Annotated in this window: 23 protein-coding genes and 1 pseudogene; 13 read left to right on the top strand and 11 right to left on the bottom strand. The window is 33.3% G+C overall.

Annotated features, from left to right (window positions below):
* Positions 1-36 precede the first annotated feature (36 nt).
* From AC1RRN_RS11140 to AC1RRN_RS11115, 6 genes are all read left to right on the top strand, one after another.
* On the top strand, positions 37-1,506 hold the full coding sequence (locus tag AC1RRN_RS11140) for a glycoside hydrolase family 30 protein (protein ID WP_492967374.1): 1,470 nt from the start codon (positions 37-39) through the stop codon (positions 1,504-1,506).
* 33 nt (positions 1,507-1,539) lie between these two features.
* A complete protein-coding gene (locus tag AC1RRN_RS11135) occupies positions 1,540-3,009 on the top strand; it encodes a glycoside hydrolase family 30 protein (RefSeq protein ID WP_492967373.1) in 1,470 nt (489 codons plus the stop codon).
* A 37-nt stretch (positions 3,010-3,046) separates the two neighbouring features.
* A complete protein-coding gene (locus AC1RRN_RS11130) occupies positions 3,047-4,789 on the top strand; it encodes a cellulase family glycosylhydrolase (RefSeq protein WP_492967372.1) in 1,743 nt (580 codons plus the stop codon).
* A 156-nt stretch (positions 4,790-4,945) separates the two neighbouring features.
* Entirely contained in the window at positions 4,946-5,785 is an 840-nt protein-coding gene (locus tag AC1RRN_RS11125) for an endonuclease/exonuclease/phosphatase family protein (protein ID WP_492967371.1), read from the top strand.
* A 1-nt stretch (position 5,786) separates the two neighbouring features.
* Complete coding sequence (locus AC1RRN_RS11120; protein ID WP_492967370.1) at positions 5,787-7,211, top strand: glycoside hydrolase family 30 protein; 1,425 nt, start codon at positions 5,787-5,789, stop codon at positions 7,209-7,211.
* A gap of 14 nt (positions 7,212-7,225) precedes the next feature.
* A complete protein-coding gene (locus AC1RRN_RS11115; protein WP_492967369.1) occupies positions 7,226-9,454 on the top strand; it encodes a glycoside hydrolase family 3 N-terminal domain-containing protein in 2,229 nt (742 codons plus the stop codon).
* A gap of 47 nt (positions 9,455-9,501) precedes the next feature.
* Here AC1RRN_RS11115 and AC1RRN_RS11110 read toward each other — a convergent pair whose 3' ends face one another.
* A complete protein-coding gene (locus tag AC1RRN_RS11110; protein WP_492967368.1) occupies positions 9,502-9,759 on the bottom strand; it encodes a hypothetical protein in 258 nt (85 codons plus the stop codon).
* Positions 9,760-10,054: 295 nt separating this feature from the next.
* Here AC1RRN_RS11110 and AC1RRN_RS11105 point away from each other — a divergent pair, with 295 nt between their 5' ends.
* Positions 10,055-10,810 (top strand): NUDIX hydrolase, encoded by a 756-nt coding sequence (locus AC1RRN_RS11105; protein WP_492967367.1) that lies wholly within the window; start codon positions 10,055-10,057, stop codon positions 10,808-10,810.
* Positions 10,811-10,841: 31 nt separating this feature from the next.
* Positions 10,842-11,162 carry an MmcQ/YjbR family DNA-binding protein gene (locus AC1RRN_RS11100; protein WP_492967366.1) on the top strand — a complete coding sequence of 107 codons (321 nt, stop codon included), beginning with the start codon at positions 10,842-10,844 and terminating at the stop codon, positions 11,160-11,162.
* Between the two features lie 4 nt (positions 11,163-11,166).
* Here AC1RRN_RS11100 and AC1RRN_RS11095 read toward each other — a convergent pair whose 3' ends face one another.
* From AC1RRN_RS11095 to ahcY, 7 genes and pseudogenes are all read right to left on the bottom strand, one after another.
* Positions 11,167-11,775, bottom strand: a complete 609-nt coding sequence (locus tag AC1RRN_RS11095) for an alpha-ketoglutarate-dependent dioxygenase AlkB family protein (RefSeq protein WP_492967365.1) — start codon at positions 11,773-11,775, stop codon at positions 11,167-11,169.
* Positions 11,762-12,007, bottom strand: a complete 246-nt coding sequence (locus tag AC1RRN_RS11090; RefSeq protein WP_492967364.1) for an Ada metal-binding domain-containing protein — start codon at positions 12,005-12,007, stop codon at positions 11,762-11,764. Before AC1RRN_RS11090 ends, AC1RRN_RS11095 begins: the two co-directional genes overlap by 14 nt.
* A 140-nt stretch (positions 12,008-12,147) precedes the next feature.
* Positions 12,148-12,861 carry a 2OG-Fe(II) oxygenase gene (locus tag AC1RRN_RS11085; RefSeq protein ID WP_492967363.1) on the bottom strand — a complete coding sequence of 238 codons (714 nt, stop codon included), beginning with the start codon at positions 12,859-12,861 and terminating at the stop codon, positions 12,148-12,150.
* 104 nt (positions 12,862-12,965) lie between these two features.
* Positions 12,966-13,808: a bifunctional helix-turn-helix domain-containing protein/methylated-DNA--[protein]-cysteine S-methyltransferase gene (locus tag AC1RRN_RS11080; protein WP_492967362.1), complete on the bottom strand. Its 843-nt coding sequence runs from the start codon at positions 13,806-13,808 to the stop codon at positions 12,966-12,968.
* 179 nt (positions 13,809-13,987) lie between these two features.
* Positions 13,988-14,320 (bottom strand): annotated as a pseudogene (locus tag AC1RRN_RS11075) (DMT family transporter).
* Between the two features lie 273 nt (positions 14,321-14,593).
* Entirely contained in the window at positions 14,594-16,912 is a 2,319-nt protein-coding gene (locus AC1RRN_RS11070; RefSeq protein WP_492967361.1) for a patatin-like phospholipase family protein, read from the bottom strand.
* A 222-nt stretch (positions 16,913-17,134) separates the two neighbouring features.
* Positions 17,135-18,451, bottom strand: coding sequence for an adenosylhomocysteinase (gene ahcY / locus AC1RRN_RS11065; RefSeq protein WP_026983772.1), 1,317 nt, complete (start codon positions 18,449-18,451; stop codon positions 17,135-17,137).
* A gap of 304 nt (positions 18,452-18,755) precedes the next feature.
* On the opposite strand from ahcY, the gene AC1RRN_RS11060 reads away from it, so the two are divergent.
* Positions 18,756-19,406: a 4'-phosphopantetheinyl transferase family protein gene (locus tag AC1RRN_RS11060; protein WP_492967360.1), complete on the top strand. Its 651-nt coding sequence runs from the start codon at positions 18,756-18,758 to the stop codon at positions 19,404-19,406.
* A 24-nt stretch (positions 19,407-19,430) separates the two neighbouring features.
* Here the strand turns inward: AC1RRN_RS11060 and AC1RRN_RS11055 are convergent, their stop codons facing one another.
* The 3 genes from AC1RRN_RS11055 to AC1RRN_RS11045 form a co-directional block, all read right to left on the bottom strand.
* The gene (locus AC1RRN_RS11055; RefSeq protein WP_492967359.1) at positions 19,431-19,829 is read right to left on the bottom strand and encodes a group III truncated hemoglobin; all 399 of its coding nucleotides are present in this window, start codon (positions 19,827-19,829) and stop codon (positions 19,431-19,433) included.
* A complete protein-coding gene (locus AC1RRN_RS11050; protein ID WP_492967358.1) occupies positions 19,826-20,113 on the bottom strand; it encodes a hypothetical protein in 288 nt (95 codons plus the stop codon). The genes AC1RRN_RS11055 and AC1RRN_RS11050 overlap by 4 nt, the downstream gene beginning before the upstream one ends.
* A gap of 81 nt (positions 20,114-20,194) precedes the next feature.
* Positions 20,195-20,791, bottom strand: a complete 597-nt coding sequence (locus AC1RRN_RS11045; protein WP_492967357.1) for a Crp/Fnr family transcriptional regulator — start codon at positions 20,789-20,791, stop codon at positions 20,195-20,197.
* Positions 20,792-20,886: 95 nt separating this feature from the next.
* Between AC1RRN_RS11045 and AC1RRN_RS11040 the strand changes: the two genes are divergently transcribed.
* From AC1RRN_RS11040 to arfB, 4 genes are read left to right on the top strand one after another with little or no spacing between them, the layout of a single operon-like run.
* Positions 20,887-21,615, top strand: a complete 729-nt coding sequence (locus tag AC1RRN_RS11040; protein ID WP_492967356.1) for a phosphoglycerol geranylgeranyltransferase — start codon at positions 20,887-20,889, stop codon at positions 21,613-21,615.
* A 22-nt stretch (positions 21,616-21,637) separates the two neighbouring features.
* Positions 21,638-22,261 carry a nicotinamide riboside transporter PnuC gene (gene pnuC / locus AC1RRN_RS11035; RefSeq protein ID WP_492967355.1) on the top strand — a complete coding sequence of 208 codons (624 nt, stop codon included), beginning with the start codon at positions 21,638-21,640 and terminating at the stop codon, positions 22,259-22,261.
* Positions 22,222-24,336 carry a DUF4301 family protein gene (locus AC1RRN_RS11030; protein WP_492967354.1) on the top strand — a complete coding sequence of 705 codons (2,115 nt, stop codon included), beginning with the start codon at positions 22,222-22,224 and terminating at the stop codon, positions 24,334-24,336. Before pnuC ends, AC1RRN_RS11030 begins: the two co-directional genes overlap by 40 nt.
* Positions 24,336-24,740 (top strand): alternative ribosome rescue aminoacyl-tRNA hydrolase ArfB, encoded by a 405-nt coding sequence (gene arfB, locus AC1RRN_RS11025; protein ID WP_492967353.1) that lies wholly within the window; start codon positions 24,336-24,338, stop codon positions 24,738-24,740. Before AC1RRN_RS11030 ends, arfB begins: the two co-directional genes overlap by 1 nt.
* The last annotated feature ends 232 nt before the right edge of the window (positions 24,741-24,972 follow it).

Here is a 24,972-nt window from a genome sequence, read left to right as displayed (position 1 = left end):
GAATTTTAAATTAAATCGTTTTTTTGAAAAGTAACAATGAAAATAATAAATAGAATTTTAATAGCTCCAATACTAGTTCTACAATTAAGTTGTTCTTCATCAAAGGTTGTGGAGAATACTACTGTTTCTCCATCCAAATCAAACAAGAAAATACAGGTATATACTACTGCCGAAAATACTAATTTGAGATTATCATTATCAAATAATTTAATTTCAAATCCGACTACACAACAAACAAATTCAACAGTTTCTATTGTTATAGATGCTGCAAAAACAGATCAGACTTTTTTAGGAATTGGCGGCGCCATTACAGATGCAAGTGCAGAAGTCTTCGCCAAATTATCTCCTAAAAAACAACAAGAATTTCTGACTGCTTATTACGATAAAAACAAAGGAATTGGCTACTCTTTAGCCAGAACCAACATCCATAGCTGCGATTTTAGCAGCGACAGTTACACTTATATTGCAGAAGGTGACAAAGAATTGAAAACCTTCAATATTGATCACGATAGAAAATATAGAATTCCATTACTCAAAAAAGCAATTGAAACGGCCGCCGGGAAATTAACTTTATTTGTAAGTCCTTGGAGTCCCCCAGCTTTCATGAAAGACAATAATGATATTTTGCACGGCGGCGTTTTATTGCCTGAGTTTGCTCAATCATGGGCAAATTATTATGCTAAATTTATTAAAGAATACGAAAAAGAAGGCATACCAATTTGGGGTCTAACTATTCAAAATGAGCCAATGGCCAAGCAAAGATGGGAATCTTGCATTTATACTCCAGAAGCCGAAAGAGATTTTCTGAAAAATTTCCTGGGACCAACATTAGAAAAAGAAGGACTTGGTTCTAAAAATATTATTATTTGGGATCATAATCGTGGTGATCAGTTAGAAACAAGAGCCAATCTTGTTTTCTCAGATCCAGAGGTTTCAAAATACGCTTGGGGAATTGGATTCCACTGGTATGAAACCTGGAGAGGCGGACCTCCGCAATTTCAATCTGTGGCAAATGTACACAAAGCTTTCCCAAACAAAAACTTGCTTTTTACTGAAGGCTGTGTTGAAAAATTTGATGCTACTAAGTTTCAATTTTGGGGAAATGCGGAACGTTATGGACTTAACATGATTAATGATTTTAATAACGGAACTGTTGGCTGGACAGATTGGAATATTCTTTTAGACCAAAATGGAGGACCAAACCACGTTGGAAATTTTTGTTTTGCTCCAATTCATGCTGATACCACAAAAGATGAATTGATCTTTACTCCAATGTATTACTATATTGGTCATCTTTCAAAATTTATCCAGCCAAATGCAAAGAGAATAAATCAAACGATTAGTGATCAAACCCTTTTAAGTACGTCGTTTAAAAACCCTGACGGAAAAATAGCCACTGTTGTTATGAACCAAACCGATAAAGATGTTGTGTACAATTTAACCAGCGACACTTTAAAAACTACTATAACTATTCCGGCACACGCTATACAGACTATTGTATACTAGTTGTCGACTAACCAAAAACCAAAAACCACAAAAATGAAATTAAATCTTAAAACCACTATAAAAGTACTTTTCTTTTCTTTGGCGATCTTCGCTCAGTTAAAGTGCTCTTCTTCAAATGATGCTACAGATCCACCTCCAGTTACGCCTCCGGTGACACCGCCTGTCGTAACCAATGATGTTGATTTTTGGCTGACTAAAGGAGATCAAAGTATTCTACTGGCAAAGCAATCTGGTATTTTAGGATTTAATACAACTTCTAACACCTATGCTTCAATTGAAGTCAATGAGACTCAGAAATATCAAACGATAGATGGTTTTGGATACACATTAACAGGTGGAAGCGCTGACGTTATCAATCAGTTAAATGCGTCAAAAAAGGCTGCTCTATTACAAGAATTATTTGGTTCAGGTGAAAATTCAATTGGAATAAATTATATCAGGATTAGTATTGGAGCATCTGATCTGCATTCAACTACTTTTACCTATGATGATATTCCTAATGGCGATACCGATTTAGAGTTGTCAAAATTCTCTTTAGATAAAGATAAAAATAGTGTAATTGCCCTTTTGAAAGAAATTCTGGTGATCAATCCGAAGATATTAATTTTAGCGACACCTTGGTCTGCACCGCTTTGGATGAAAAATCAAAATAATTTTAAAGGAGGGAAATTACAAACTCAATATTATGATGTGTATGCTAAATATTTTGTGAAGTATATTCAACAAATGAAGGCTGAAGGAATTGTGATTGATGCGATCACGCCTCAAAATGAGCCTTTAAATCCATTAAATACACCAAGTATGGTAATGACCGCTTTGGAGCAGGCTAATTTTATTAAAAATAATTTAGGACCTGCATTTAAAGCTGCAAATATTACAACCAAAATTATTACATACGATCATAACTGCGATGTATCAGATTATCCAAAAACAATTTTAGCAGATGCTGGTGCATATCCTTTTGTCGACGGATCGGCTTTTCATTTGTATGCTGGAAATATCAGTGCATTATCAGATGTTTACAACGCTTACCCGGCAAAAAACCTGTATTTCACTGAACAATGGACATCTTCTACTGGTAGTTTTAATGGTGATTTAAAATGGCATCTTAAAAATGTTATAATCGGTTCAATGCGTAATTGGAGTAGAAATGCATTAGAATGGAATTTGGCAAACAATGTTAATTTCGGTCCACATACTGATGGTGGTTGTACCGAATGTAAAGGAGCTTTAACAATAAATAGTAGTGATAGTTTTCAACGAAATGTAGCCTATTATATTATTGCTCATGCATCAAAATTTGTTCCGGCAGGTTCTGTTAGAATTGCAAGTAACATCAGTGGAAATCTTCAAAACGTAGCTTTTATTACACCATCAGGTTCAAAAGTTTTAATTGTTGAAAATGATGGGTCAGCAATAGAATTCTTCAATATCAAATTCAAAGATAAATGGGTAGCAACATCACTAGAAGGTGGATCAGTTGGTACTTATACATGGAAATAGCCAGATAATTTATAAGACAAAATAAATCATTTTTCAAATGAAAAAAATAATTATAGCTATACAACTTTTGCTTTCGATTACAACTTTCGGGCAGGGTTTTTTACATAGAGATGGACAAAATATTGTTGACGGAAACGGTAAAAATATAATATTAAGAGGTCTTGGTCTCGGCGGTTGGATGGTGCAGGAAGGGTATATGTTGCAAACACAGCCATTTGCAAGTCCGCAATATAAAATCAAACAAAAAATTCAGGAAGTTGCCGGAGAAAAAGGCACAAAAGAATTCTATGCAGCTTACAAAGCAAACGGAATCACAAAACGTGATATCGATTCGTTGGCCGCATGGGGTTTCAATTCGGTTCGTTTACCAATGCATTATAACTTGTACACACCATCCATTCAGGAAGAAAAAAATGGTGAAATTACCTGGATTGAAGAAGGTTTTACAATAACTGATAATTTATTGAAATGGTGTGCCGAAAATAAAATGTACCTGATTTTAGATTTGCATGCAGCTCCGGGAGGACAAGGAAATGATGCTGCAATTTCTGATTATGATACGACTAAACCAGCTTTATGGCAAAGTGAAGCCAATCAGAAAAAAATGATTGCTTTATGGAAAAAATTGGCTTCTCGTTATAGAGATAATCCGTGGATTGGAGCTTACGACATTATTAATGAACCAAACTGGAATTTTACCGGAACAAATAAAAATGGTTGCGACGAAAATTCAAACGGACCTTTAAGAGATTTGTTGGTAGCAGTTACAAAAGCAATTCGTGAAGTTGATACCAATCACATGGTAATTATCGAAGGAAATTGCTGGGGAAATAATTATAATGGAATTTTTCCTTTATGGGATGAAAATATGGTGTTGAGCTTCCATAAATATTGGAATTACAATGACAAAGCATCTATCCAGAAAATGGTGGATTACAGAACGCAATACAACGTTCCAATTTGGTTGGGAGAAAGCGGAGAAAATTCTAACGTTTGGTTCAAAGACGTACTTACTTTAATGGAAACCAATAATATTGGGTGGGCTTTTTGGCCGATGAAAAAAATTGAAAATATTGCGGGAGTGACTTCGGTTACAAAAATTCCGGAATATGATATTCTTCTAAAATATTGGAAAGATGGCGGGCAAAAACCATCAGAAGATTTTGCTAAAAAAACCTTGATGAAAATGGCTGATAATTACAAAATGGAAAACGTAACCGTTAAGCCAGATGTTATTGATGCGATGTTCAGACAAGTTCAGACAAATGATACTAAAGCATACAAAAAACATGTAATTCCTGGAAAAATTAGTGCAACACAATATGACTTGGGTACAAATGGATATGCGTATTCTGATAAAGATTTTGTGAATTACAGAGTAGCAACCGGAAATTTCGACGAATGGAATAAGGGAAATACCATGAGAAATGATGGTGTAGATATTTTACCATGTAAAGATTCGGTATCAAATGGTTATCAGGTTTCTTTTATTGAGGATGGAGAATGGTTGCAATTTACTTCAGAAGTTAAAAAGCAAAATACATACAAAGTTGCTATTCGCTATTCAAGTGAGAATTCAGAAGGAAAACTTCATTTTGAAACTGCTGACGGAAAAAAATCAGAATCGATTATACTTCCTGCAACTGGAGGAAATGACAAATGGAAAACTATTATTTTATCTGGAGTAAATTTAAATGCCGGAACAAATAAAATCAAAGTGGTTTTTGAAAAAGGAGGTTTTAATTTGAATTATTTAGATTTTTATGAGGCTAAAAAATAAGTTAAGGCTATAAAATTTTATAAGGAAAACTAAAAAAAAGCATGGCTAATTTGATTTTAATTATAGAAGAATATTTAATTAACATTCTTTTTGGAGTTAATTTTTTTCAATAAATCCTAGGAAAACCTAGCTTTATGAGATTAAAATTTTTAAAACATGAAAAAGTTAAATAAAGTTATTTTAGTAGTATTCCTGCTTTTTGTAAGCGGTTCATTCTTTGGTCAGAATTTAAAGTTAATGACCTATAACATTCGTTTAGATGTTGCTTCGGATGGTGAAAATGCATGGCCAAACAGAAAGGATTATTTTACATCTCAAATACAATTTTATAGTCCTGATATTTTTGGAGTTCAGGAAGCTTTGCCAAATCAAGTGGCTGATATTGCTTCGGCTTTGCCCATTTATACCAAATTTGGAATTGGAAGAGAGGAAGGAGGAACAGGTGAAGCTGCTACGATTTATTACAAAAAAGATCGTTTTAAAGTACAGGAAACAAATACATTTTGGCTGTCAGAAACACCAGATGTTGTTTCCAAAGGCTGGGATGGTGCATGTAACAGAGTTTGTACCTATGGCTTATTTAAAGATGTAAAAACAAAAAAGGTATTTTGGGTTTTTAATCTGCATCTCGATCATATTGGAAATGAAGCAAGAATAAAAGGTGTTCAGTTGGTTTTGGCAAAAATAGCAGCCATTAATGCGAAAAAATATCCTGTTTTTTTAATGGGAGATTTTAATTCAGAACCCAATACGCCACAAATTGCTGAAATAAAAAAGGTTATGGATGATACGCAGGAGGTTTCTAAAGAAAAGCCTTTTGGACCATCAGGAACCTTCAACGGTTTTAAACATGATAAACCAGTGACATTATTAATAGATTACATTTTTGTATCTAAAAATAGTGGATTAAAAATTGAAAAACACGCAGTTCTAAGTGATTCTAAAGATTTAAAATATCCTTCAGATCATTTACCTGTCTTAATAGAAATCGATTAAAATGAAAAACATCAACAAAAAACTTCAAATTTTACTTTTACTGCCTCTTATCGCAGTTCAAATAAAATGTGGATCTTCAAAAAATGCAGTTGCGAATTCTGGTAAAGCTGAATCCTGGATAACAACTACAGATGAATCATCAAAATTGCAAAAGCAAAATGATTTGGTTTTTAATTCAGAAACGAATTCAAACCAAACTATTTCAGTTGACGCTTCTCAGAAATTTCAGACTATCGAAGGTTTCGGATTTTCTTTAACAGGAGGAAGTGCTCAGGCAATTTTAAAATTGGATAAAGCGAAAAGAGAAGCATTGCTGCAAGAGCTCTTTTCCAGAAAAGAAGATGCGATCGGTTTGAGTTATTTAAGAATTAGCATTGGAGCTTCTGATTTGAATGAAACTGTTTTTTCGTATGATGATATGCCGGAAGGCCAAACCGATTTAAAATTAGAAAAATTTAATCTTGGTCCGGATTTAAAAGATGTGGTGCCAGTTTTAAAAGACATTTTAGCAATTAATCCTAAGATAAAAATTATGGGTTCTCCGTGGTCTCCGCCAGTTTGGATGAAAGACAACGGAAGCTCAAAAGGAGGAAGTTTACAACCAAAATATTATCAGGTTTATGCCGAGTATTTTGTAAAATATATTCAGGCAATGAAGGCTCAGGGAATTGTAATTGATGCAATAACGCCTCAAAATGAACCTTTGCATCCGGGAAATAATCCTAGTATGTTGATGTTGGCGGAACAACAAGCAGATTTTATCGGAAATAATTTAGGACCAGCATTTAAGGCCGCAGGAATTAAAACTAAAATTATTGTTTACGATCATAATTGCAATAAGCCAGAATACCCATTGACTATCTTAAAAGATGCAAAAGCGAATCCATTTGTTACTGGTTCTGCTTTTCACTTGTACGAAGGTGATATTAGTGCGTTAACAACAGTTCACAATGCATTTCCAAACAAAGACTTATACTTTACAGAACAATATACAGGATCAAAAAACAGTTTTGAAAATGATTTGAAATGGAGTGTGAAAAATGTGGTGATTGGTTCAATGAGAAATTGGAGTAAAAACGCTCTTTCATGGGGATTGGCAAATGACGAATACTACAAGCCATTTACACCAGGCGGTTGTTCAACTTGTAAAGGTGCATTGATGATCGATCAGGCTCAGAATATCAAAAGAGAAGTAGGCTATTATATTATTGGTCATGCTTCAAAATTTGTTCCTGAAGGATCAGTAAGAATCGGAAGTAATATCGCTGGAAACTTACATAATGTTGCTTTCAAAACACCATCAGGACAAATTGTTGTAATTGTTGAAAATGACGGAACTGCAGCAGAAACATTCAATATTAAATACAATCAAAAACAAATTTCAACTACTTTAAACGCTGGTGCAGTTGCAACTTACGTTTGGTAATCAAAATTAAATTCATGAAGAAATTAACCACATTTACCTTGTTGATGGTATCGTTTTTTGCGGTCGCTCAGCAGGAAACAATAGACCAGAAAGTAAATGCTCTATTGAAAAAAATGACTATTGAAGAAAAAATAGGTCAGCTTAATCAATATACAGGAGATAATCAGGCAACAGGGCCAATTACCATAAACCCAAACAAACAAACTGAAATCAAACAGGGTTTAATAGGTTCGATGCTGAATATCATCGGAACAAAATATACGAGACAGTATCAGGAATTAGCGATGCAATCTCGTCTTAAAATTCCCTTGTTATTCGGACAAGATGTTATTCATGGTTACAAAACAACATTTCCAATCCCGTTAGCAGAAGCGGCAAGCTGGGATTTACAAGCAATTGAATTAGCAGCAAGAGTTGCGGCGACAGAAGCTGCTGCAAGCGGTATTCACTGGACATTTGCTCCAATGGTTGACATCGGGCGTGACCCGCGTTGGGGAAGAGTTATGGAAGGTGCCGGAGAAGATACTTACTTAGGTTCTAAAATTGCTTATGCAAGAGTAAAAGGTTTTCAGGGAAATAAATTGGGAGATTTAAATTCTGTTATGGCTTGCGTAAAACACTTTGCAGCTTATGGTGCAGGTGTTGGAGGAAGAGATTATAACTCAGTTGATATGAGCGAAAGAATGTTGCTTGAAACTTATTTGCCTCCTTTTAAAGCGGCTTTAGATGCTGGTGCTGCAACATTTATGAATTCATTTAATGATTTAAATGGAGTTCCTGCAACCGGAAATGCACATTTACAGCGTGATATCCTTAAAGGGAAATGGAACTTTCAGGGATTTGTAGTTTCAGACTGGGGTTCTATTGGAGAAATGGTAGCACACGGTTATTCAAAAAACCTTAAAGAAGCTGCTTACTCGGCAATTACTGCCGGAAGTGATATGGACATGGAAAGCAATGCTTATCGATATAATTTAGCAGAATTGGTTAAAGAAGGAAGAGTTTCTATTGATTTGGTCGATGACGCTGTAAAACGTATTCTTCGCAAGAAATTCGAATTAGGTTTATTTGATGATCCTTATAAATATTCAGATGATAAAAGAGCTGAAAAAGCTTTAAACAATCCTGAAAACAGAAAAGCGGCTCTTGAAGTAGCGGAGAAAAGTATCGTTTTATTAAAGAATGAAAACCAGACTTTACCACTTTCTAAAAACTTAAAAACAATTGCATTTATTGGGCCAATGGTAAAAGAATACAAAGCCAATATGGGATTTTGGTCTGTTGAATTGCCAGATCTAAATTACGATAAATGGGTTGTTTCGCAATGGGACGGTTTGCAAAATAAAGTGGGTAAAAATACCAAACTGCTTTATGCTAAAGGTTGTGAAGTTACCGGAGACAATAAAGATGGTTTTGCTGAAGCTGTTGCAACTGCTCAACAGGCTGATGTTGTAATTTTGAGTATTGGTGAAAGACACGACATGAGTGGTGAAGCAAAAAGTAGAAGTGATCTTCATTTGCCAGGTGTTCAGGAAGATTTAGTGAAAGCGATTCAGGCGACAGGAAAACCAGTTGTAGTTTTAGTAAATGCCGGAAGACCACTTATTTTTAACTGGACTGCTGATAATGTTCCTGCAATTGTATATACTTGGTGGTTAGGAACTGAAGCTGGAAACGCAATCGCCAATGTTTTATTTGGAGATTACAATCCGTCTGGAAAATTACCTATGACTTTCCCGAGAGAAGTTGGGCAAGTGCCAATTTATTACAATCATTTTAGTACTGGAAGACCAGCTAAAAATGAAGATTCAAAAAATTATGTTTCGGCTTATATTGATTTGAAAAACTCTCCTAAATTTCCTTTCGGATACGGTTTGAGTTATACAAAATTTGATTATTCTGGTTTGAAACTTTCTTCAACAAAAATAAAAAGTAATGAAACCATTAAAGTTTCTTTTCAATTATCAAATGTTGGAAAAGTTGCCGGAGAAGAAGTGGTGCAGCTGTATTTAAAAGATAAATTCGGATCTGTTGTAAGACCAGTTTTAGAATTGAGAGATTTTCAAAAAGTAAAATTAAATGCGGGAGAATCTAAAACAATCGAATTTACAATTGACAAAGAAAAACTTTCTTTCTATAATAATAAATTAGAATGGGTGGCTGAACCGGGAGATTTCGAAGTAATGATTGGAGCTTCGTCAGCAGATATTAAACTAAGATCTGACTTTGAATTAGTACAATAAAAGAAGTCAATTAAAATTGGCGTTATGGATTTTATAAAGGTTTTGAATTATTTCAAAACTGTATTTATAAAATCCATAGCGCCAATTCCTTTATAAGTTGCATATAACGCTTTATCAAATGCTTCGCGTTTTGCTTTTTTATCTTTAGCATTATTTTCAACAATCATTTGGTTGAAAATTTTTTCCTGTTGCTGACTATATTTTATTGATTCTTCTAAAAGATATGTTTTAGAAACAAATCCGAATGAAGTCCAGATTTTGGTTCTGATTTTTTGATTTATATTTTTTAACGGATTGGTACTCATATCTCTTGCACTAACTTTTTTCTTTTCTTAAATGATATAAATATAAAATTATTCTTACTTTTTATTTGAAAAAATAACAAATATTTTTTAATTGTGTTATTATGACGCAATGTACTTATTTTTTTTAAATTGCATTTTAATTTTAAGTTAAAATTGTGGTGCATACACTTCTTTATTAACAAGTTGTTTTTATGTATGAAGTTTTTGTATTGGAGGAAAAATGCTTCCATTTTATAAAAATGAATTACATTGCGAGATAATTTGAAGTACGAAAGTTGTATTTAATTGAAATTGAATGTTAAAAGACATTGTAGAAAATAATGAAAATTATCAGCCAGGATTGTCAATTGACTGTGTGATTTTTGGCTTTCACGATAATCAGCTTAAGGTTTTGCTGATTAAGGTGCCACATAGTCAAACTTGGTCTTTGCCAGGTGGATTTATTCCAATTGACCAGGATATTGATACGGCCGCGGTCACAGTTTTAAATGAAAGAACTGGGGTTGAAGGTATTTTTTTAAGACAATTTGCAACTTTTGGAAAAGTAAAACGAAATGAGCAGCACTTTGATAAAAAAATCTTAGAATATTTAAAGATAGAAGAAGAAAAAGGTAAATGGCTGATGCGTCGTTTTGTAACAATTGGTTACTATGCCTTAGTTGATTTTTTAAAAACAATTCCGAAGCCGGCCAATAAAGATGAAGTGATTGAATGGATTGATCATAAAGAAGTACCGGAACTTATCCTGGATCATAAGGAAATCCTCGATAAAGCTTTAGATACTTTAAGAACGGAACTGAATCTAATGCCTGTTGGATACAATTTATTGCCAGAGAAATTTACCATTCCGGAACTTCAAAAATTATATGAAACAATCTTGGATAAAAAATTAGACAGAAGAAATTTTCTCCGAAAAATAACTAACATTGGAATCCTGACAAAACTGGACGAAAAGAAAAGCAACGTCGCGCACAAAGCACCAAATTTGTATACTTTTGATAAAGATAAATACGAAGAAGTTCTTAAAAATGGATTAAATCAAGGTTGGTGAAAATTAGAGTTTAACTTTAAAAATAGCGATTATGGTCTCAATTGAAACTTTTAGAAAAATAGCCATGTCTTTTCCAAATGCTACTGAAGAACCTCATTTTGAGAAAACCTCATTTCGTGTCAAAAAGAAAATCTTTGCCACTTTTGATGAAAAGAATAATCGTGCAGTTTTAAAATTAAACGAAATCGATCAATCTGTTTTTTGTGCTTCAAGTGAAATGATTTTTTATCCAATTCCCAATAAGTGGGGAAAACAAGGTTGGACAATTGTCGAACTTTCAAAAGTAAGACCTGAAATGTTTGAAGATGCTTTGATACGATCTTATGAAAATGTAATTTCAAAAAAGAAGTAATTCTTTATCTGACAATCGTCCTGAAAGTCAAATTTACGCGAGGTTTTAAAGTTGTTTTGGTTGGAGGCAAACGATGCAGCCAATGTGTTTGTGTTTCATCTTTCATTACTAATAAGCTTCCATGTTCCAGAATTAAGGAAACAACTTCTTTGGTTTCTTTATGTTTGAAGGCAAACTTACGTTCAGCGCCAAAACTTACAGAACCAATAGCGCCATTCTTTTTTAAATCTTTTTCTGCATCGCTGTGCCAAGCCATTCCTTCGTCACCGGAATGGTATAAATTAAGCAAACAGGAGTTGAAAGTTTCTCCCGTTTTTTCTTCCATAATTTTTTTTAATTCCAAAAGTTCTGCTGTCCACGGAAGTGCTTTTTTAGTGGTGTTCGAATAAGTATATTCAAATTCCTGATCGCCATACCAGGCTACTTTTCGTTTGGTTAAAATTAATTTTCCAAAGATGATGGCTTCGTCATTTTTCCATTCAATAGTATTCAATAGAATGTCTAGATAATGATTTGAATCTTCTCTGGAGAATAATTTTCCATAATAATTTACAGTTCCATCTTTCGGAAGCAGATTGGTGTTTTCGTCAGTTTCAGGATTAAATAAGTCCATTTTTCCAGTTTTGATATTCGGTTTTCATACAATGCCCGCAAGGTCTGAAACCATTTTGTTTGGCTTCGTTTTCAGATAAAAAGAAAACCCGATTTTCGCGTTTCATTCTTTTTCCTGAACTGCATTTTAGTGTTCCGTAGATTTTTAGTTTTTGGTTTCCACCGAAACAAATTTCCGCATTTTTAATTTTAATGCGAAGATCTGAATCGGATATTTCAATATGTTTTATCATTTTATTTAAATGGATATTTTTTATCGTAGAGGCGCACAGCAGTGCGTCTAACGTCACGTATTTCCGTGAAAATCTTTGTTGACAATCTTTGCGGAGACGCACTGCTGTGCGCCTCTACGATATACGATGCGTTGGTTTTTTTACGATAACGCATCATGAAATATAATTCCCAATGTATGTCGCTCGCCCGAATGAATCTCACTAACACCATGTTTCATATTCACGCGATAATATCCTTTTGAACCTTTTACAGGTTTAAAATTGGTGGTAAAAATCAAAACATCGCCTTTTTTAGGTTTTAAAACAATCGCTTTCGATTGCGCTCTTGGTGTTTGTTGCGTTAGAACAAATTCGCCTCCCGTAAAATCTTCATCGGGTTCGTTTAGAAAAAGTACTATTTGAATAGGAAAATAAACATCTCCGTATAAATCCTGATGCAAAGTATTAAAACCACTTTTACCATATTTTAAAATTAAAACAGTTGCTTTTAGTTGATTGTTAGCGTGACATTGTGCTAATAATTTTTCGTGCGTTTCTGGAAAAATAGTATCTATATTTAAGACTTTCATCCACAAATTTGCAATTGGAGCCAGCTTTGGATAAATGGCTGAACGAATGTTTTGAATTAGATCCGGCAAAGGATAATTAAAATATTTATATTCGCCCAAACCAAACCGATAACGTTCCATAACAACTGTTTTGCGATATAAATTTGGATTATCATAATCGAATTTTAAATCTTCGCATTGTTCGTTATTAAGTAAATTTGAAATGATTGCAAATCCATTTTCGTGCATAGATTCGGTGATGCTTTCCCAATTTTGAGAAGCAATTTTTGATTGTATATTTTGCATAATGATTTAGATTGTGATTTTTTTTCCGCCACGAATTCACGAATTATTTTTTAAAATCTATGCGAATAGAATTATTTTAATTCGTGAATTCGTGGCGGAAAAAACTACGGATTTAGTTGCGCGCCTTCCCAGCCAATTATAGCCGTTTTACGTGTGTTTCCCCACATATAACCGCCAAAAGTTCCTGAAGATTGAATGACGCGATGACACGGAATTAAAAACGCAACCGGATTACTTCCAATAGCTGTTCCTACTGCTCTGAAAGCGTTTGGTTTTTCTATTTTTTGTGCAATGGAACCGTAAGTTGAAAGTTGTCCCATCGGAATTTTTAGTAGCGTTTCCCAAACTTTCAATTGAAAATCGGTACCCTTTAAATGAAGTTTTATTTCAGATAATTTACTCCAGTCATTTTGGAAAATAAAAAGAGCATTTTGTTGTACTAAATCCAGTTTTCGAGAGAATGTTGCGTTTGGAAATTTGTTTTTTAAATCGTGAAAACCAGTTTCTTCGTTTTCGGCGAAAGCCATAAAACAAATGCCTTTTTGGGTTGAAGCGACAATAATATTCCCAAACGGACTTTCGGCAAAACTGAAATTAATTTCCAAATTTTTCCCACCATTTTTGTATTCTGCCGGAGTCATTCCTTCAATGTTGACGAATAAATCATGAAGGCGGCTGGTTCCTGAAAGCCCAGTTTCGTAAGCTGTTTCAGAAATAGTTGCCTGATTTTCTTTAAGTAATTTCTTCGCGTGTTCCAAACTGGTATACTGCAAAAATTTCTTTGGACTTGTGCCTGCCCAATCGCTAAAAAGCCTCTGAAAGTGAAACGGACTCAAATGCACTTTCTCCGCAACCTCATCAAGATTGGGTTGCTCTTTAAAATTTGCTTTGATATAATCGATAGCTTCTGCGATCCGATTATAATTAATGGTTTCTTGTGTGTTCATTTTTATTCCATTTTATAATACAAAGATCGTTTGGTTTCTGCGGGAATAAAATCCGAAACTTGCGGAAATAGGTTTTTGTTTGTTTTGTTTCAGGTTTCAAGTTTCAAGTTCCGCACAAACCTGAAACCTGAAACAAATTATTTAACCTCTTTATGAAACTTACTTCATAAAGTTAGAAATTAATGCGCAACTGTTTTAGAAAAAACATTAATTACAATAACACCAATTACAATCAAACTCAGCCCAATTATCGCTGGCAAATCTGGTATTTCTTTGAAGAAAATAGCACCAATTGCTGTAATTAAAACAATCCCGACGCCAGACCAAATGGCGTAAGCAAAACCTACTGGAATAGTTCTGATCGCAAAACTTAAACAATAAAAAGCACCTCAATACCCGATAACGGTAATAATACTTGGAATTAATTTAGTAAATTCTGAAGATTTTTTTAATGCCGAAGTTGCTATGATTTCGAAAATTATGGCAATTCCCAGAAAGAAGAAGTTTTTCATATTTCATATTTTTACAAAGTTAATCTTTGTTTTGAAGTGAGATGTGAAAAGTATGTTGATTGTAAAAGAATAGACTTGAGAGGTTTTTGTGATTTCGACTGCGTGAGGGATAGGAGGAAGCTACCGAAGTAGCCCGGATAGCCCGACATGATTTAAGAAAAGGCCTAATGCGCGCAAAGCATATTTAGGCCTTTTTTTAAATTATGGCACGCCCTAATTATTTTAGAATTTAGATTTGTGATTTTAGATTTAAAAAAATGACTTTAAAATTTACTACGGGTTGAGTGACAATCCTACGCTAAAAAACAATCTTACTTTGTCGATATTATTGATCCATGAAGTATCAAAATGGATTGGGCCTAAAATAGACTGATAGGAAATAGCAGCTCCTCCTGATATTACAAGGCTTGGTTCGATATTATCATCCCAATTTCCTTTTGGACTAAGTGCATGATCTATATAATCGTCAAAGGTGTCAAAACCTACAGTAGCAATATTAAAATGCGGAGTGAGATAAATTTTTCCGATAAGATTTATTTGAGATGCAAGTTTAACGCCCATATATTGTGTAACGTTGAGTTCGTCTTCATGCAGACCCGGAAATGAAAAACGATTACTGCCAGAACTCGGAATAATACCGCCTAAGAAATATTTTGAAGCATAACCAAATCCTGAAAACGGAATTTGATCATTTTTAAGTTTATCCTGAAAAATAAAATAAGAATCAAACCCGACGATTCCTGTAATTTTCTTTTTTAAGGATACTCTCTTTTCAATACCAAAGCCAAATTTTGTGTAGCCATTGGTTGAACCGGAAACACTTGTTAGGTCTGGATCAGAAAAAGAGGCTTCAATATCGGTAAGGAATGATCGTGATACATTTGATTTTATAATGGTTCCGTTTGTAGCAAAGTAAACTTTATCCATGTCATTATAAGAATAATGCATATTGAATTCGATATTATTAAAGCTGTAGTTGTTTATGCTGACGGAGTTTGGATTGTATTCTCTGTCGTATTTTGGTTTTAAATTGGTGTAGCTGTAGTTTAGGCCAAAACCAAAATAACTTTTCAGAGAATTCAAATTTCTGTTAACCTCATTGTTGAATTCAAAAGCGTTATAAAGTATATTGTCTGATGCTTTTCCACCGATGTAAATTTCTTGCCTTAAAAAGGCTCCATAAAGTTCAGATGCCCACCACCATTCTCTGTTTCCTCCAAAATTTTTCTGATAATTGATTCTCACTTTTGGCTGTTCTGCAATATCTGCAGTTATAAGAAGTCGGGATGCGTCTGCAAGAATATTTCTTCCAGTGTAATTAAAAATAATTCCGACACCTCTGTAAGTGTCATAATGTATTGAGGTGTTGAGTTGGTTTTTGGCACGTTCATGTCCAAATATTGTAATTCCCAGTTTGTCACCATTTTTAACGAAATAGCTGTATGTAATCTCTTCAAAAAGATTGGTTCCCATGGCCCTGTTAATGCCATCAATTAAATCTTTGGTGGTATATTTTGTATGTGTTTTAAGATTTGTTCTTCCTATGACCAAAGGCATATTTTCCGGACTGATGTTTTTGTAAACAATCGTATCAAGAATAATTTCTGAGGGCATCTGTGGTAATTTGTGAATTCGTTGTGGATAGCCTTTTAATTTTTCTGCTAATGCAATTAATGCCGGAAGATTTTGATTTGTTGCAATTTTACCGTCTTTGTAAATTTCCTCGCTATCTGCAAAATCAGCAGTAGAAAAACGAAGGTTTGGCAGGTGATCAACTAAAATGTCGCAGAGTTTGCGATTTTCAGGATTCTTAATATTACTCGGAAACATACTGGTTTGCGTTAGTATTGTGATAACATTATTCAGTTTGTCTATTGATTCCAATCCGCCACCAACATCACTTCCAATAATAATATCAGCGCCCATTTGTTTGGCAACATCTGTTGGGAAATTATTCAAAACGCCTCCGTCTACTAATATTGTTTTTTCATAAGACATGGGTTTGAAAATAGCGGGCAATGACATACTGGCTCTCATGGCATATGCTAAACTTCCTTTGCTTAAAATAACCTCTTTTCCTTCTGACAAATCGGTTGCCATGGCTCGAAACGGAATAGGAAGGCTGTCAAAATCTCTAATATTATATACAGGGTAGGTTAATACGGAAAGATATTCTCTTAAATTTTGATCATTTAAAAGAGAGCCAATACTGTTTAGTTTTTTGTCTTTAATTCCTATTCCAACTAAATATCTCTGAAATTCTCTTTTTTCTTCTACACTTACTGATTTTAATGACTGGCCGCCGCCGAGTAATTTATCCCAATTAATACTTTTGGTTAATTTTTCAATGCTATCACCAGAATATCCCATGGCATATAGGCCTCCAATGACGCTTCCCATACTATTTCCAACAATAAGATCTGGAACAATATTTAAAGAGTCTAATTTTTGCAAAAGTGGAATATGTGCAATTCCTTTTGCGCCGCCGCCGCTTAAAACTAATACGACTTTAGGCTTTTTTTCCTGAGAAAAAATAATTTGTGGAAGACACAATAAAAAAAAGAAGACGAATAAATAAGATGTTTTTTTCAAGTTTACAATGTTTATGTAGTTGAGAAATAAGGACTTATTTGGATTCTTAAAATTAAGCAGTTATTCTTAAAAAAGTATATTTTTTGATAGAAATCTTTTTTTGTTCCTAAAATAGGGAGCCATTTATTATTTAAAAAACAGAAAACCCGACAGGTTTTTAAAATCTGTCGGGTTTGATATATAAAGAAATCTAAAATCTAAATTCAGAAATCTAAAATTTATTTAGTATCTGTAGTATTCTGGTTTGAATGGACCTTCAACCGGAACACCAATGTAAGCAGCCTGATCGTCACGTAAAGTTTCCAATTCAACTCCTAATTTAGCTAAGTGTAAAGCAGCAACTTTTTCATCTAAATGTTTTGGTAACATGTAAACGTCATTGTTGTAAGCAGCGCTGTTTTTCCATAATTCGATTTGAGCCAAAGTTTGGTTTGTAAATGAGTTACTCATTACAAAACTTGGGTGTCCTGTAGCACAACCAAGGTTTACTAAACGACCTTCAGCCAAAATGATGATATCTTTTCCAGCGATAGTATATTTGTCAACCTGAGGTTTGATTTCGATTTTAGATGCACCGTGGTTTTTGTTCAACCAAGCCATATCAATTTCGTTATCGAAGTGACCGATGTTACAAACAACAGTCTTGTCTTTCATTTGCTCGAAGTGCTCTCCAAGAACGATATCTTTATTTCCTGTAGTTGTAATGATGATATCAGCATTAGCAATTACAGTGTTTAATTTTTTAACTTCATAACCGTCCATTGCAGCTTGTAAAGCACAAATTGGATCGATTTCAGTAACTGTTACAATAGATCCTGCACCTCTAAAAGAAGCAGCAGTTCCTTTTCCAACGTCACCATATCCACAAACGATTACTCTTTTCCCAGCTAACATTAAGTCAGTTGCACGACGAACTGCATCTACAGCAGATTCTTTACAACCGTATTTGTTATCAAATTTAGATTTAGTAACAGAGTCGTTAATATTGATAGCAGGCATTGGTAAAGTTCCAGCTTTTACTCTTTCGTAAAGTCTGTGAACACCAGTTGTAGTTTCTTCAGATAAACCTTTAATTCCAGGAACCAATTCTGGGAAACGATCAATAACCATATTTGTTAAATCTCCACCATCATCCAAAATCATGTTTAATGGTTTTCTGTCTTCACCAAAGAATAAAGTTTGCTCAATACACCAGTCAAATGATTGCTCATCAAGACCTTTCCAAGCGTAAACCTGAATTCCTGCAGCAGCAATAGCTGCAGCAGCCTGATCCTGAGTAGAGAAAATGTTACAAGAAGACCAAGTAACTTCAGCACCAAGAGCGATTAAAGTTTCGATCAAAACTGCAGTTTGAATCGTCATGTGTAAACATCCAGCGATACGTGCACCTGCAAGAGGTTGTTCATCTTTATATTCAGCACGAAGTGCCATTAAACCTGGCATTTCAGCTTCAGCTAGTTCAATTTCTTTTCTTCCCCAAGCCGCTAGAGAAATGTCTTTTACTTTGAAAGCCACATATGGCGTAGTTGTAGTACTCATTTATATTATATTTGTATAATTGTAAATTTTTTGCAAATTTACGGAATACCTTTTGAATTTTACTAATTTCTCTAAGATTTGTGAAATCTTTAATTTCTTAATCTTTAGAAGGTTAGTTTGTAAATTGTTTTAAACCATATAAGTGATATAAGTTCATTTAAAAAAGATTCTTTAGAATGCTCTATCTATACTAATTGCGTAAATTTACTAAGCGTATTTTTTTAGATTCTAAAATTATATTTTCTTATATTACATATATGGTTTAAAAATTCACAATTCACAACTCATAATTCATAATTAAAAAATGCCTTTATTTCAGACTATACAATTTAACGAAACGACAAAAATTTTAATTTGGGAAATAACAGAATCTCTCGAAGAATTATTGAGTAAAGTTGTGTTGAAAGAAAAAACACAAAAAAGACTGGACGGAATGAAATCGCAAATGCATCAGCGTGCTTTTTTAAGTGTTCGTATGCTGATTCAGGAAATGGGTTTTACAGATAAAGATTTACATTATGACGAATTCGGGAAACCTTATTTTGATTGCCATAATTATATTTCAATTACACATTCGTACCATTTTGCGGCTATAATCATTAGCCATGAAACTGTAGGAATTGATATGGAATTGCAGCGTGAAAAAATTCAGAAAATTGCTGATAAATTTACGGACTTTGAATGCCGTTATTTAAAACCAGAATCTACACAGAAATATATTAAAAAGCTTACCGTTATCTGGGGTGCAAAAGAAGCAATCTTTAAAATCAGAAACGAAAAAGGAATCAGTTTTAAAGATCATATTTGGGTTGAAGATTTTTCTTTAGATAAAGCCCAAACGCAAGCAAGTCTTCACTTCGATGATTTGGTGAAAGACTTTGATGTACATTATCAGGAAGTTAAATCAAATAATTTTGAAGGAACTTTTACTTTGGTGTATGCTTTTGAAAAGTAGTTTTTCAGTCACAGTTTTTAGAATTTAAACTTCGCTTTCTTTTTTGCGATGCTCAAACATACTCACAAACAAAAAAGTACTCATTTTTCGAGCACGTCTTTTTAAGGTTTCTACATTTTCGCCTTCAAAATGTTCGTCTAAAGTTTGCGCCCAATGATTCAGCCAGATTCCGAATTCGTAAGCTGTAATTTTGCTTCCAAAATGTTCGTCAACTTCATTGTGCACTGCATGCGGATTACCTTTATATTTTTTGACTGCAAATAAATTGGTTTCCCAAAAATCAGTCAGTTTTTCGAGATGTGCATCCCAATCTTTTATTATGTTATTAAAATAAAAACCAATCTCTTTATCGGCTCTTATTTTAGCATAGAACTGATGTACTAAAAATTCGACATCAGTTCTATTTTCTATTTGCTTTTTCATAGTACAAAACTATTCAGAAATATTAGTAAAACACTCAATATAGCGCTTAAAATAATAAGATTAAAAACTACTTTATGTTTCATTTGTGCTAAAATTGAAGTGTTGGCAAAAACACAGGCCAATACAATAATTGCCAGTTGTACCATTTGTCCAATAGAGGTTCCGTGTGAAAGAATATACATGGCAGCTGCGCCACCTAAACAGCTTTGTCCAATTACAGCCATTGCTGCAGAACCCATGTAATTTTTATTGAAATTTTCGAATGTTGTTTGATATAGTGTCATGATATTGTGATTTTTATACCGCAAAGATACTTTCACTATACTGTTGTGTTTTATGACTTTAATCATAAAACAAGAATTATTTTATCTGTATACTTTCCTGTTTATAATCTTCAAAAGGCCTTTTTTTTCCAAAGATTTAATCGTTCTAATGACAGTTTCGACACGCAAACCGGTTAAATCTCCAATTTGCTGTCTGGTAAAATTAATAAGATAACCATTGGCATCTTTCTTAAAATTAAAATAAGCTATTCCGTGATCAATTAATTTTAGAACGCGATGTTCTGGTTCATGCGTAGACATTTCTGCTGCCATAACCGATTTATAATACAATCGTTGGGCTAAATTTTCGATTATTTTAATACTTATGTGAGGATTTTCTTCCAGCAATTTCATGAAATTGTTTTTAGAAAGCAGTAAAATTTCTGCATCTTCGACAGCAATAGCATTTGCAGGATAATTTTGGTTTAAGAATAAAGGCGGTTCCCCAAAAGATTGTGCTGTATAAAAAATTCCCTGAATGAATTCCCTGCCATCATCATTATAATTGCTCATTTTTACTTCTCCTGAAATAATCTGATAATAATTTATGGGTAAATTTCCTTCCTCAAAAATAATTTCATTTTTGTCGAACGACTTCTTTACAGCGCCATATTTTTCTAACAATTCAGGAGCAATCATACATTCATTTCTTTAGTTATCAAAAGCGATTGTACAAATATAATTGATTCAAAATAGTTCTTGTGCATTAAAAAACTTTTACTTTTACGGCCGTTATGAAACAAAAAATATCCAATATATACCAACAGATTTTAGAAGCTAAAAATAGGGGGCAAAAATTGCTGGCTATACTTTTAGATCCGGATAAAATCGTATGGGAAAATTTAGATCATTTATTAGATAAAATAAAGCAGTCTCCTGCTACACATATTTTTGTTGGAGGAAGTATTGTACAAGCTACAATTTTAGAAGATTTAATTACCCAATTAAAACAAAATACCAGCTTGCCCGTTGTTATATTTCCGGGTGATCCGTCGCAAATTTCGCCTCAGGCTGATGCTATTTTATTTTTGTCCTTATTATCAGGTCGTAATCCGGATTATTTAATTGAATATCAGGTTCAGGCAGCACCAATTCTTAAAAAAACAAATTTAGAAGTCATTTCTACAGGATATATTTTGATAGAAAGCGGCAACGAAACAGCGGTAGCGCGCGTGAGCAAAACAAAACCACTGAATAGGGAAAATTTTGAGTTGGTTTTGGCAACGGCACAAGCGGGAGAAATGTTAGGAAATAAATTGATGTATTTGGAGGCTGGGAGCGGAGCTAAAAATGCAGTTCCGTTGACAATGATAGAGTTAATTGCGCAAAATATAGAAATTCCTATTATTGTTGGAGGAGGAATTGTAGATTTGCACGGAATTCAAAATGCCTATAAAGCTGGTGCTGATTTAGTGGTTATTGGAACCGCTTTTGAAAACGACAGTCATTTTTTTGAATCATAAACCATAACAAATAACCAACCGCATGATTGATTTTTTTTTGGATAGTTACAAAAATGCTCCTTTATGGCATATTGCTTTGGAGTTTTTAGTTTTTGTATGTGGAATTTTGAGTGTTTGGTTTGCTAAAAAAGAAAATATCTGGGTTTATCCTACGGGATTAATTGCTACTGTAATTTCAGTATATCTTTTATATATTGCAGGTTATATTGGTGACATGATTATCAACGGATATTTCTCGATTATGAGTGTTTATGGTTGGTATGTGTGGGCAAAAGGTGGATCAACTGAGGATAATTTACCGATTACACGCACAAACTTTAATGAAAAAATAATTGGAATCGTATTATTTTTTGTTACTGTTTTTGTAGTTTTCGGTATTTATAAATATTTCGATTATAAAATCAATCCAGACAATTATGTCGATATGATTTCATCCGGAATATTTTTCGCAGGAATGTGGTACATGGCCAGGAAAAAGATCGAAAACTGGACACTTTGGATCATTGGCGACATTATTGTAGTGCCTCTCTATGCTTATCGTGGCTTAGGGATGTTGTCACTTCAGTATTTAATTTTTACAATTTTGGCTATTTCAGCTTATTTAGAATGGAGAAAAATCTTAGACAGCAAAAAACAAATATCATAAAAATTGCTTTATTTGGACCTGAGAGTACAGGGAAAACCACTTTAGCAAAACAACTTGCAGATTACTATGAAACGGAATGGGTTCAAGAGTTTGCACGCGATTATTTACAGGAAAAGTGGGAAGAAAATCAACATATTTGTGTAGCTGATGATATGCTTCCTATTGCATACGGCCAGACTACATTAGAAAACGAAAAACTTTCTTTAGCTAAAAAATATCTTTTTTGCGATACCAACTTAATGGTTACAAAAGTTTTTTCTGAAATGTATTATGGTTTCTGTGATCCTTTATTAAATGAAGCCGCGCTGAAACACGAGTATGATTTATTTTTTCTGACAGATATTGATGTTCCCTGGGAAAAAGATGATATAAGGGATACTCCGAATGGTCGGGAAACAGTATTTTCGGTTTTCAAACAGAGTCTTATAGATACTAATAAGCCATTTATTACTCTTTCGGGAGATAAAGAAAGTCGCTTAGCAAAAGCAACTTCAATTGTTGATAATTGGGCTATAGCTAAAGATCGTGGTTTTTCTTCAGCTGATTTTGTTTATATTTATAATAAGGGAATTCCTTTTGCTACTATATTAAAACAATTAGAGATTTTAAAAAACGGAATTACAAAAAGTAATTTGGTAAATCCGGTTACAATTAATAATGGAATTTTAAGTTTATCAGAGAAAGAATTCGAAGAAAAGAGTGATTTTTTTGACGCTCAAAAATCAAATTTAAAAATAAAGAAATTTGTTCCGGCTTCAGGGGCAGCAACAAGAATGTTTAAGTTCTTGCGAACTTTTTTGAACGATTTCAATATTGAAAAAGAGACTATAAATGCCTATATTAATAGAAAGAAAGATAAAGAATTATCTATTTTTATTGTGGCAATGGATAAGTTTCCGTTTTTTAAAGCTGTAGATAAAAAGTTAAAAGTGCTTTATCCTGATTTCGAAACTTTAGACAGAGATTATAAAAATTACTATTTTATAAAATTACTATTATCTTCTGATTATTTTGATTTTGCCAATAAACCAAAAGCAGTTTTACCTTTTCATAAATATAAGGATCATATTGCAAATCCAATAGAAGAACATTTGAATGAGTGTGCGCATTATGCTTCATCAAATTTAGTTTCTAATCTTCATTTTACAGTTACTGAAGCACATCAGGAGTTGTTTGAAAAGGAAGTGGAAATACTTAAGGAAAAAGTAGAAAGAGATTCTGGAATTCAAATTAATATTGGATATTCTTATCAAAATAAAAATACAGATTCTATTACTGTTGATATTGATAATGAAATTGTACGGGATAATAATGAAGCATTAGTTTTTAGACCAGGAGGGCATGGTGCTTTGATTGAAAATTTGAATCAGCTTGATTCTGATGTTATTTTTATTAAAAATATTGATAATGTAATTCAAAATCATATTGATAAAATTACGTTATACAAAAAAGCCTTGGCGGGAATTTTGATTGAAATGCAACAAAAGATTTTTGTTTATTTGAGGTCGATTGAAAATCAGGAGGTAAAAGAAGAAAATATTGAAGATATTGTTACTTTTTTGACAGAGAAATTAAACATTCAGATAACTAATGATTTTTATAAATTTACTTTTGAAAATAAAATTATAAAAATTAAGGATTTGCTTGACAGACCAATAAGGGTTTGTGGGATGGTAAAGAATGAAGGAGAACCAGGAGGAGGACCATTCTGGGTTATGAATGATAAAGGAAAGATTTCATTGCAAATTGTAGAAGCTTCTCAGGTTGATTCTTCAAATAAAAAGCAGCGTGCAATTTTGGGAGAAGCAACACATTTTAATCCGGTTGATTTAGTTTGTGGGATTAAAAATTTTAAAAGAGAAAAATTTGATTTAACACAATTTGTAGATCAAAATGCAGGATTTATTGTCGAAAAGAATTTTGAAGGGAAAGCAGTTAAAAGTTATGAATTGCCAGGTTTATGGAATGGCGCTATGGCGAACTGGTTAACGATCTTTGTTGCGGTTCCTTTAATAACTTTTAATCCTGTAAAAACGGTAAATGATTTATTAAAAGCAGCACATCAGCCACAATAATGGATATTGAAAAAATCATATCAGAGTTAAGTTTTAAAGCTGTTCGAAGTAGTGGTGCCGGTGGGCAAAACGTTAATAAAGTGTCTTCAAAAGTAGTTTTGACTTTTGATTTGAATACTTCTCAGGCTTTGTCTGAAGAAGAAAAATCGCTTTTATTGATGAATATTGCGCCAAGGTTAACGACTGAAAATATCCTGATTTTAAATTGTGATGAAGACCGAAGCCAGCTTAAAAATAAAGATATTGTTGTAAAGCGTTTTTTAGAGATTATTAAAAAAGGACTGCATGTTCCAAAAGTTAGAAAAGCAACTAAGATTCCAAAGTCAGTTATCAAAAAACGGATTAAGGATAAAAAGAATATTTCTGAAATAAAACAATCCCGGAAAAAACCAAACATAGATTAAATTCCAAATTCCAACATAAAATCATTTAAAAGTGAGTTTTTGGAATTTGGAATTTGAACATTTGGAATTTGATTTTTATGCATTACATTTGCACTGTCTCAAAGGGGTGCTCTAAATAACGAGCTGAGATCATACCCAAAGAACCTGAGCGAGTAATGTCGCTAAGGGAAAAAACGACAATTGTTAGCGTGCACACTATATCTTGTCGTAAGAAACACATTTATTAATTTAA

This window comes from Flavobacterium sp. GW821-FHT11G01, from assembly GCF_058808175.1.
The sequence above is the reverse complement of the archived record's forward strand: the minus strand, read 5'-3'. Positions and strand labels throughout refer to the sequence as shown.

Excerpts from the sequence above, each read along its gene's own strand:
- AC1RRN_RS11115 (WP_492967369.1), top strand. The coding sequence starts at position 7,226 with ATGAAGAAATTAACCACATTTACCTTGTTGATGGTATCGTTTTTTGCG.
- AC1RRN_RS11080 (WP_492967362.1), bottom strand. The coding sequence starts at position 13,808 with ATGAACACACAAGAAACCATTAATTATAATCGGATCGCAGAAGCTATC.
- AC1RRN_RS11130 (WP_492967372.1), top strand. The coding sequence starts at position 3,047 with ATGAAAAAAATAATTATAGCTATACAACTTTTGCTTTCGATTACAACT.
- AC1RRN_RS11050 (WP_492967358.1), bottom strand. The coding sequence starts at position 20,113 with ATGACACTATATCAAACAACATTCGAAAATTTCAATAAAAATTACATG.
- pnuC (WP_492967355.1), top strand. The coding sequence starts at position 21,638 with ATGATTGATTTTTTTTTGGATAGTTACAAAAATGCTCCTTTATGGCAT.
- AC1RRN_RS11105 (WP_492967367.1), top strand. The coding sequence starts at position 10,055 with ATGTTAAAAGACATTGTAGAAAATAATGAAAATTATCAGCCAGGATTG.
- AC1RRN_RS11045 (WP_492967357.1), bottom strand. The coding sequence starts at position 20,791 with ATGATTGCTCCTGAATTGTTAGAAAAATATGGCGCTGTAAAGAAGTCG.
- AC1RRN_RS11090 (WP_492967364.1), bottom strand. The coding sequence starts at position 12,007 with ATGATAAAACATATTGAAATATCCGATTCAGATCTTCGCATTAAAATT.
- AC1RRN_RS11125 (WP_492967371.1), top strand. The coding sequence starts at position 4,946 with ATGAAAAAGTTAAATAAAGTTATTTTAGTAGTATTCCTGCTTTTTGTA.
- ahcY (WP_026983772.1), bottom strand. The coding sequence starts at position 18,451 with ATGAGTACTACAACTACGCCATATGTGGCTTTCAAAGTAAAAGACATT.
- AC1RRN_RS11060 (WP_492967360.1), top strand. The coding sequence starts at position 18,756 with ATGCCTTTATTTCAGACTATACAATTTAACGAAACGACAAAAATTTTA.
- AC1RRN_RS11095 (WP_492967365.1), bottom strand. The coding sequence starts at position 11,775 with ATGGACTTATTTAATCCTGAAACTGACGAAAACACCAATCTGCTTCCG.
- AC1RRN_RS11135 (WP_492967373.1), top strand. The coding sequence starts at position 1,540 with ATGAAATTAAATCTTAAAACCACTATAAAAGTACTTTTCTTTTCTTTG.
- arfB (WP_492967353.1), top strand. The coding sequence starts at position 24,336 with ATGGATATTGAAAAAATCATATCAGAGTTAAGTTTTAAAGCTGTTCGA.
- AC1RRN_RS11040 (WP_492967356.1), top strand. The coding sequence starts at position 20,887 with ATGAAACAAAAAATATCCAATATATACCAACAGATTTTAGAAGCTAAA.
- AC1RRN_RS11110 (WP_492967368.1), bottom strand. The coding sequence starts at position 9,759 with ATGAGTACCAATCCGTTAAAAAATATAAATCAAAAAATCAGAACCAAA.
- AC1RRN_RS11085 (WP_492967363.1), bottom strand. The coding sequence starts at position 12,861 with ATGCAAAATATACAATCAAAAATTGCTTCTCAAAATTGGGAAAGCATC.
- AC1RRN_RS11030 (WP_492967354.1), top strand. The coding sequence starts at position 22,222 with ATGGAGAAAAATCTTAGACAGCAAAAAACAAATATCATAAAAATTGCT.
- AC1RRN_RS11055 (WP_492967359.1), bottom strand. The coding sequence starts at position 19,829 with ATGAAAAAGCAAATAGAAAATAGAACTGATGTCGAATTTTTAGTACAT.
- AC1RRN_RS11120 (WP_492967370.1), top strand. The coding sequence starts at position 5,787 with ATGAAAAACATCAACAAAAAACTTCAAATTTTACTTTTACTGCCTCTT.
- AC1RRN_RS11100 (WP_492967366.1), top strand. The coding sequence starts at position 10,842 with ATGGTCTCAATTGAAACTTTTAGAAAAATAGCCATGTCTTTTCCAAAT.
- AC1RRN_RS11140 (WP_492967374.1), top strand. The coding sequence starts at position 37 with ATGAAAATAATAAATAGAATTTTAATAGCTCCAATACTAGTTCTACAA.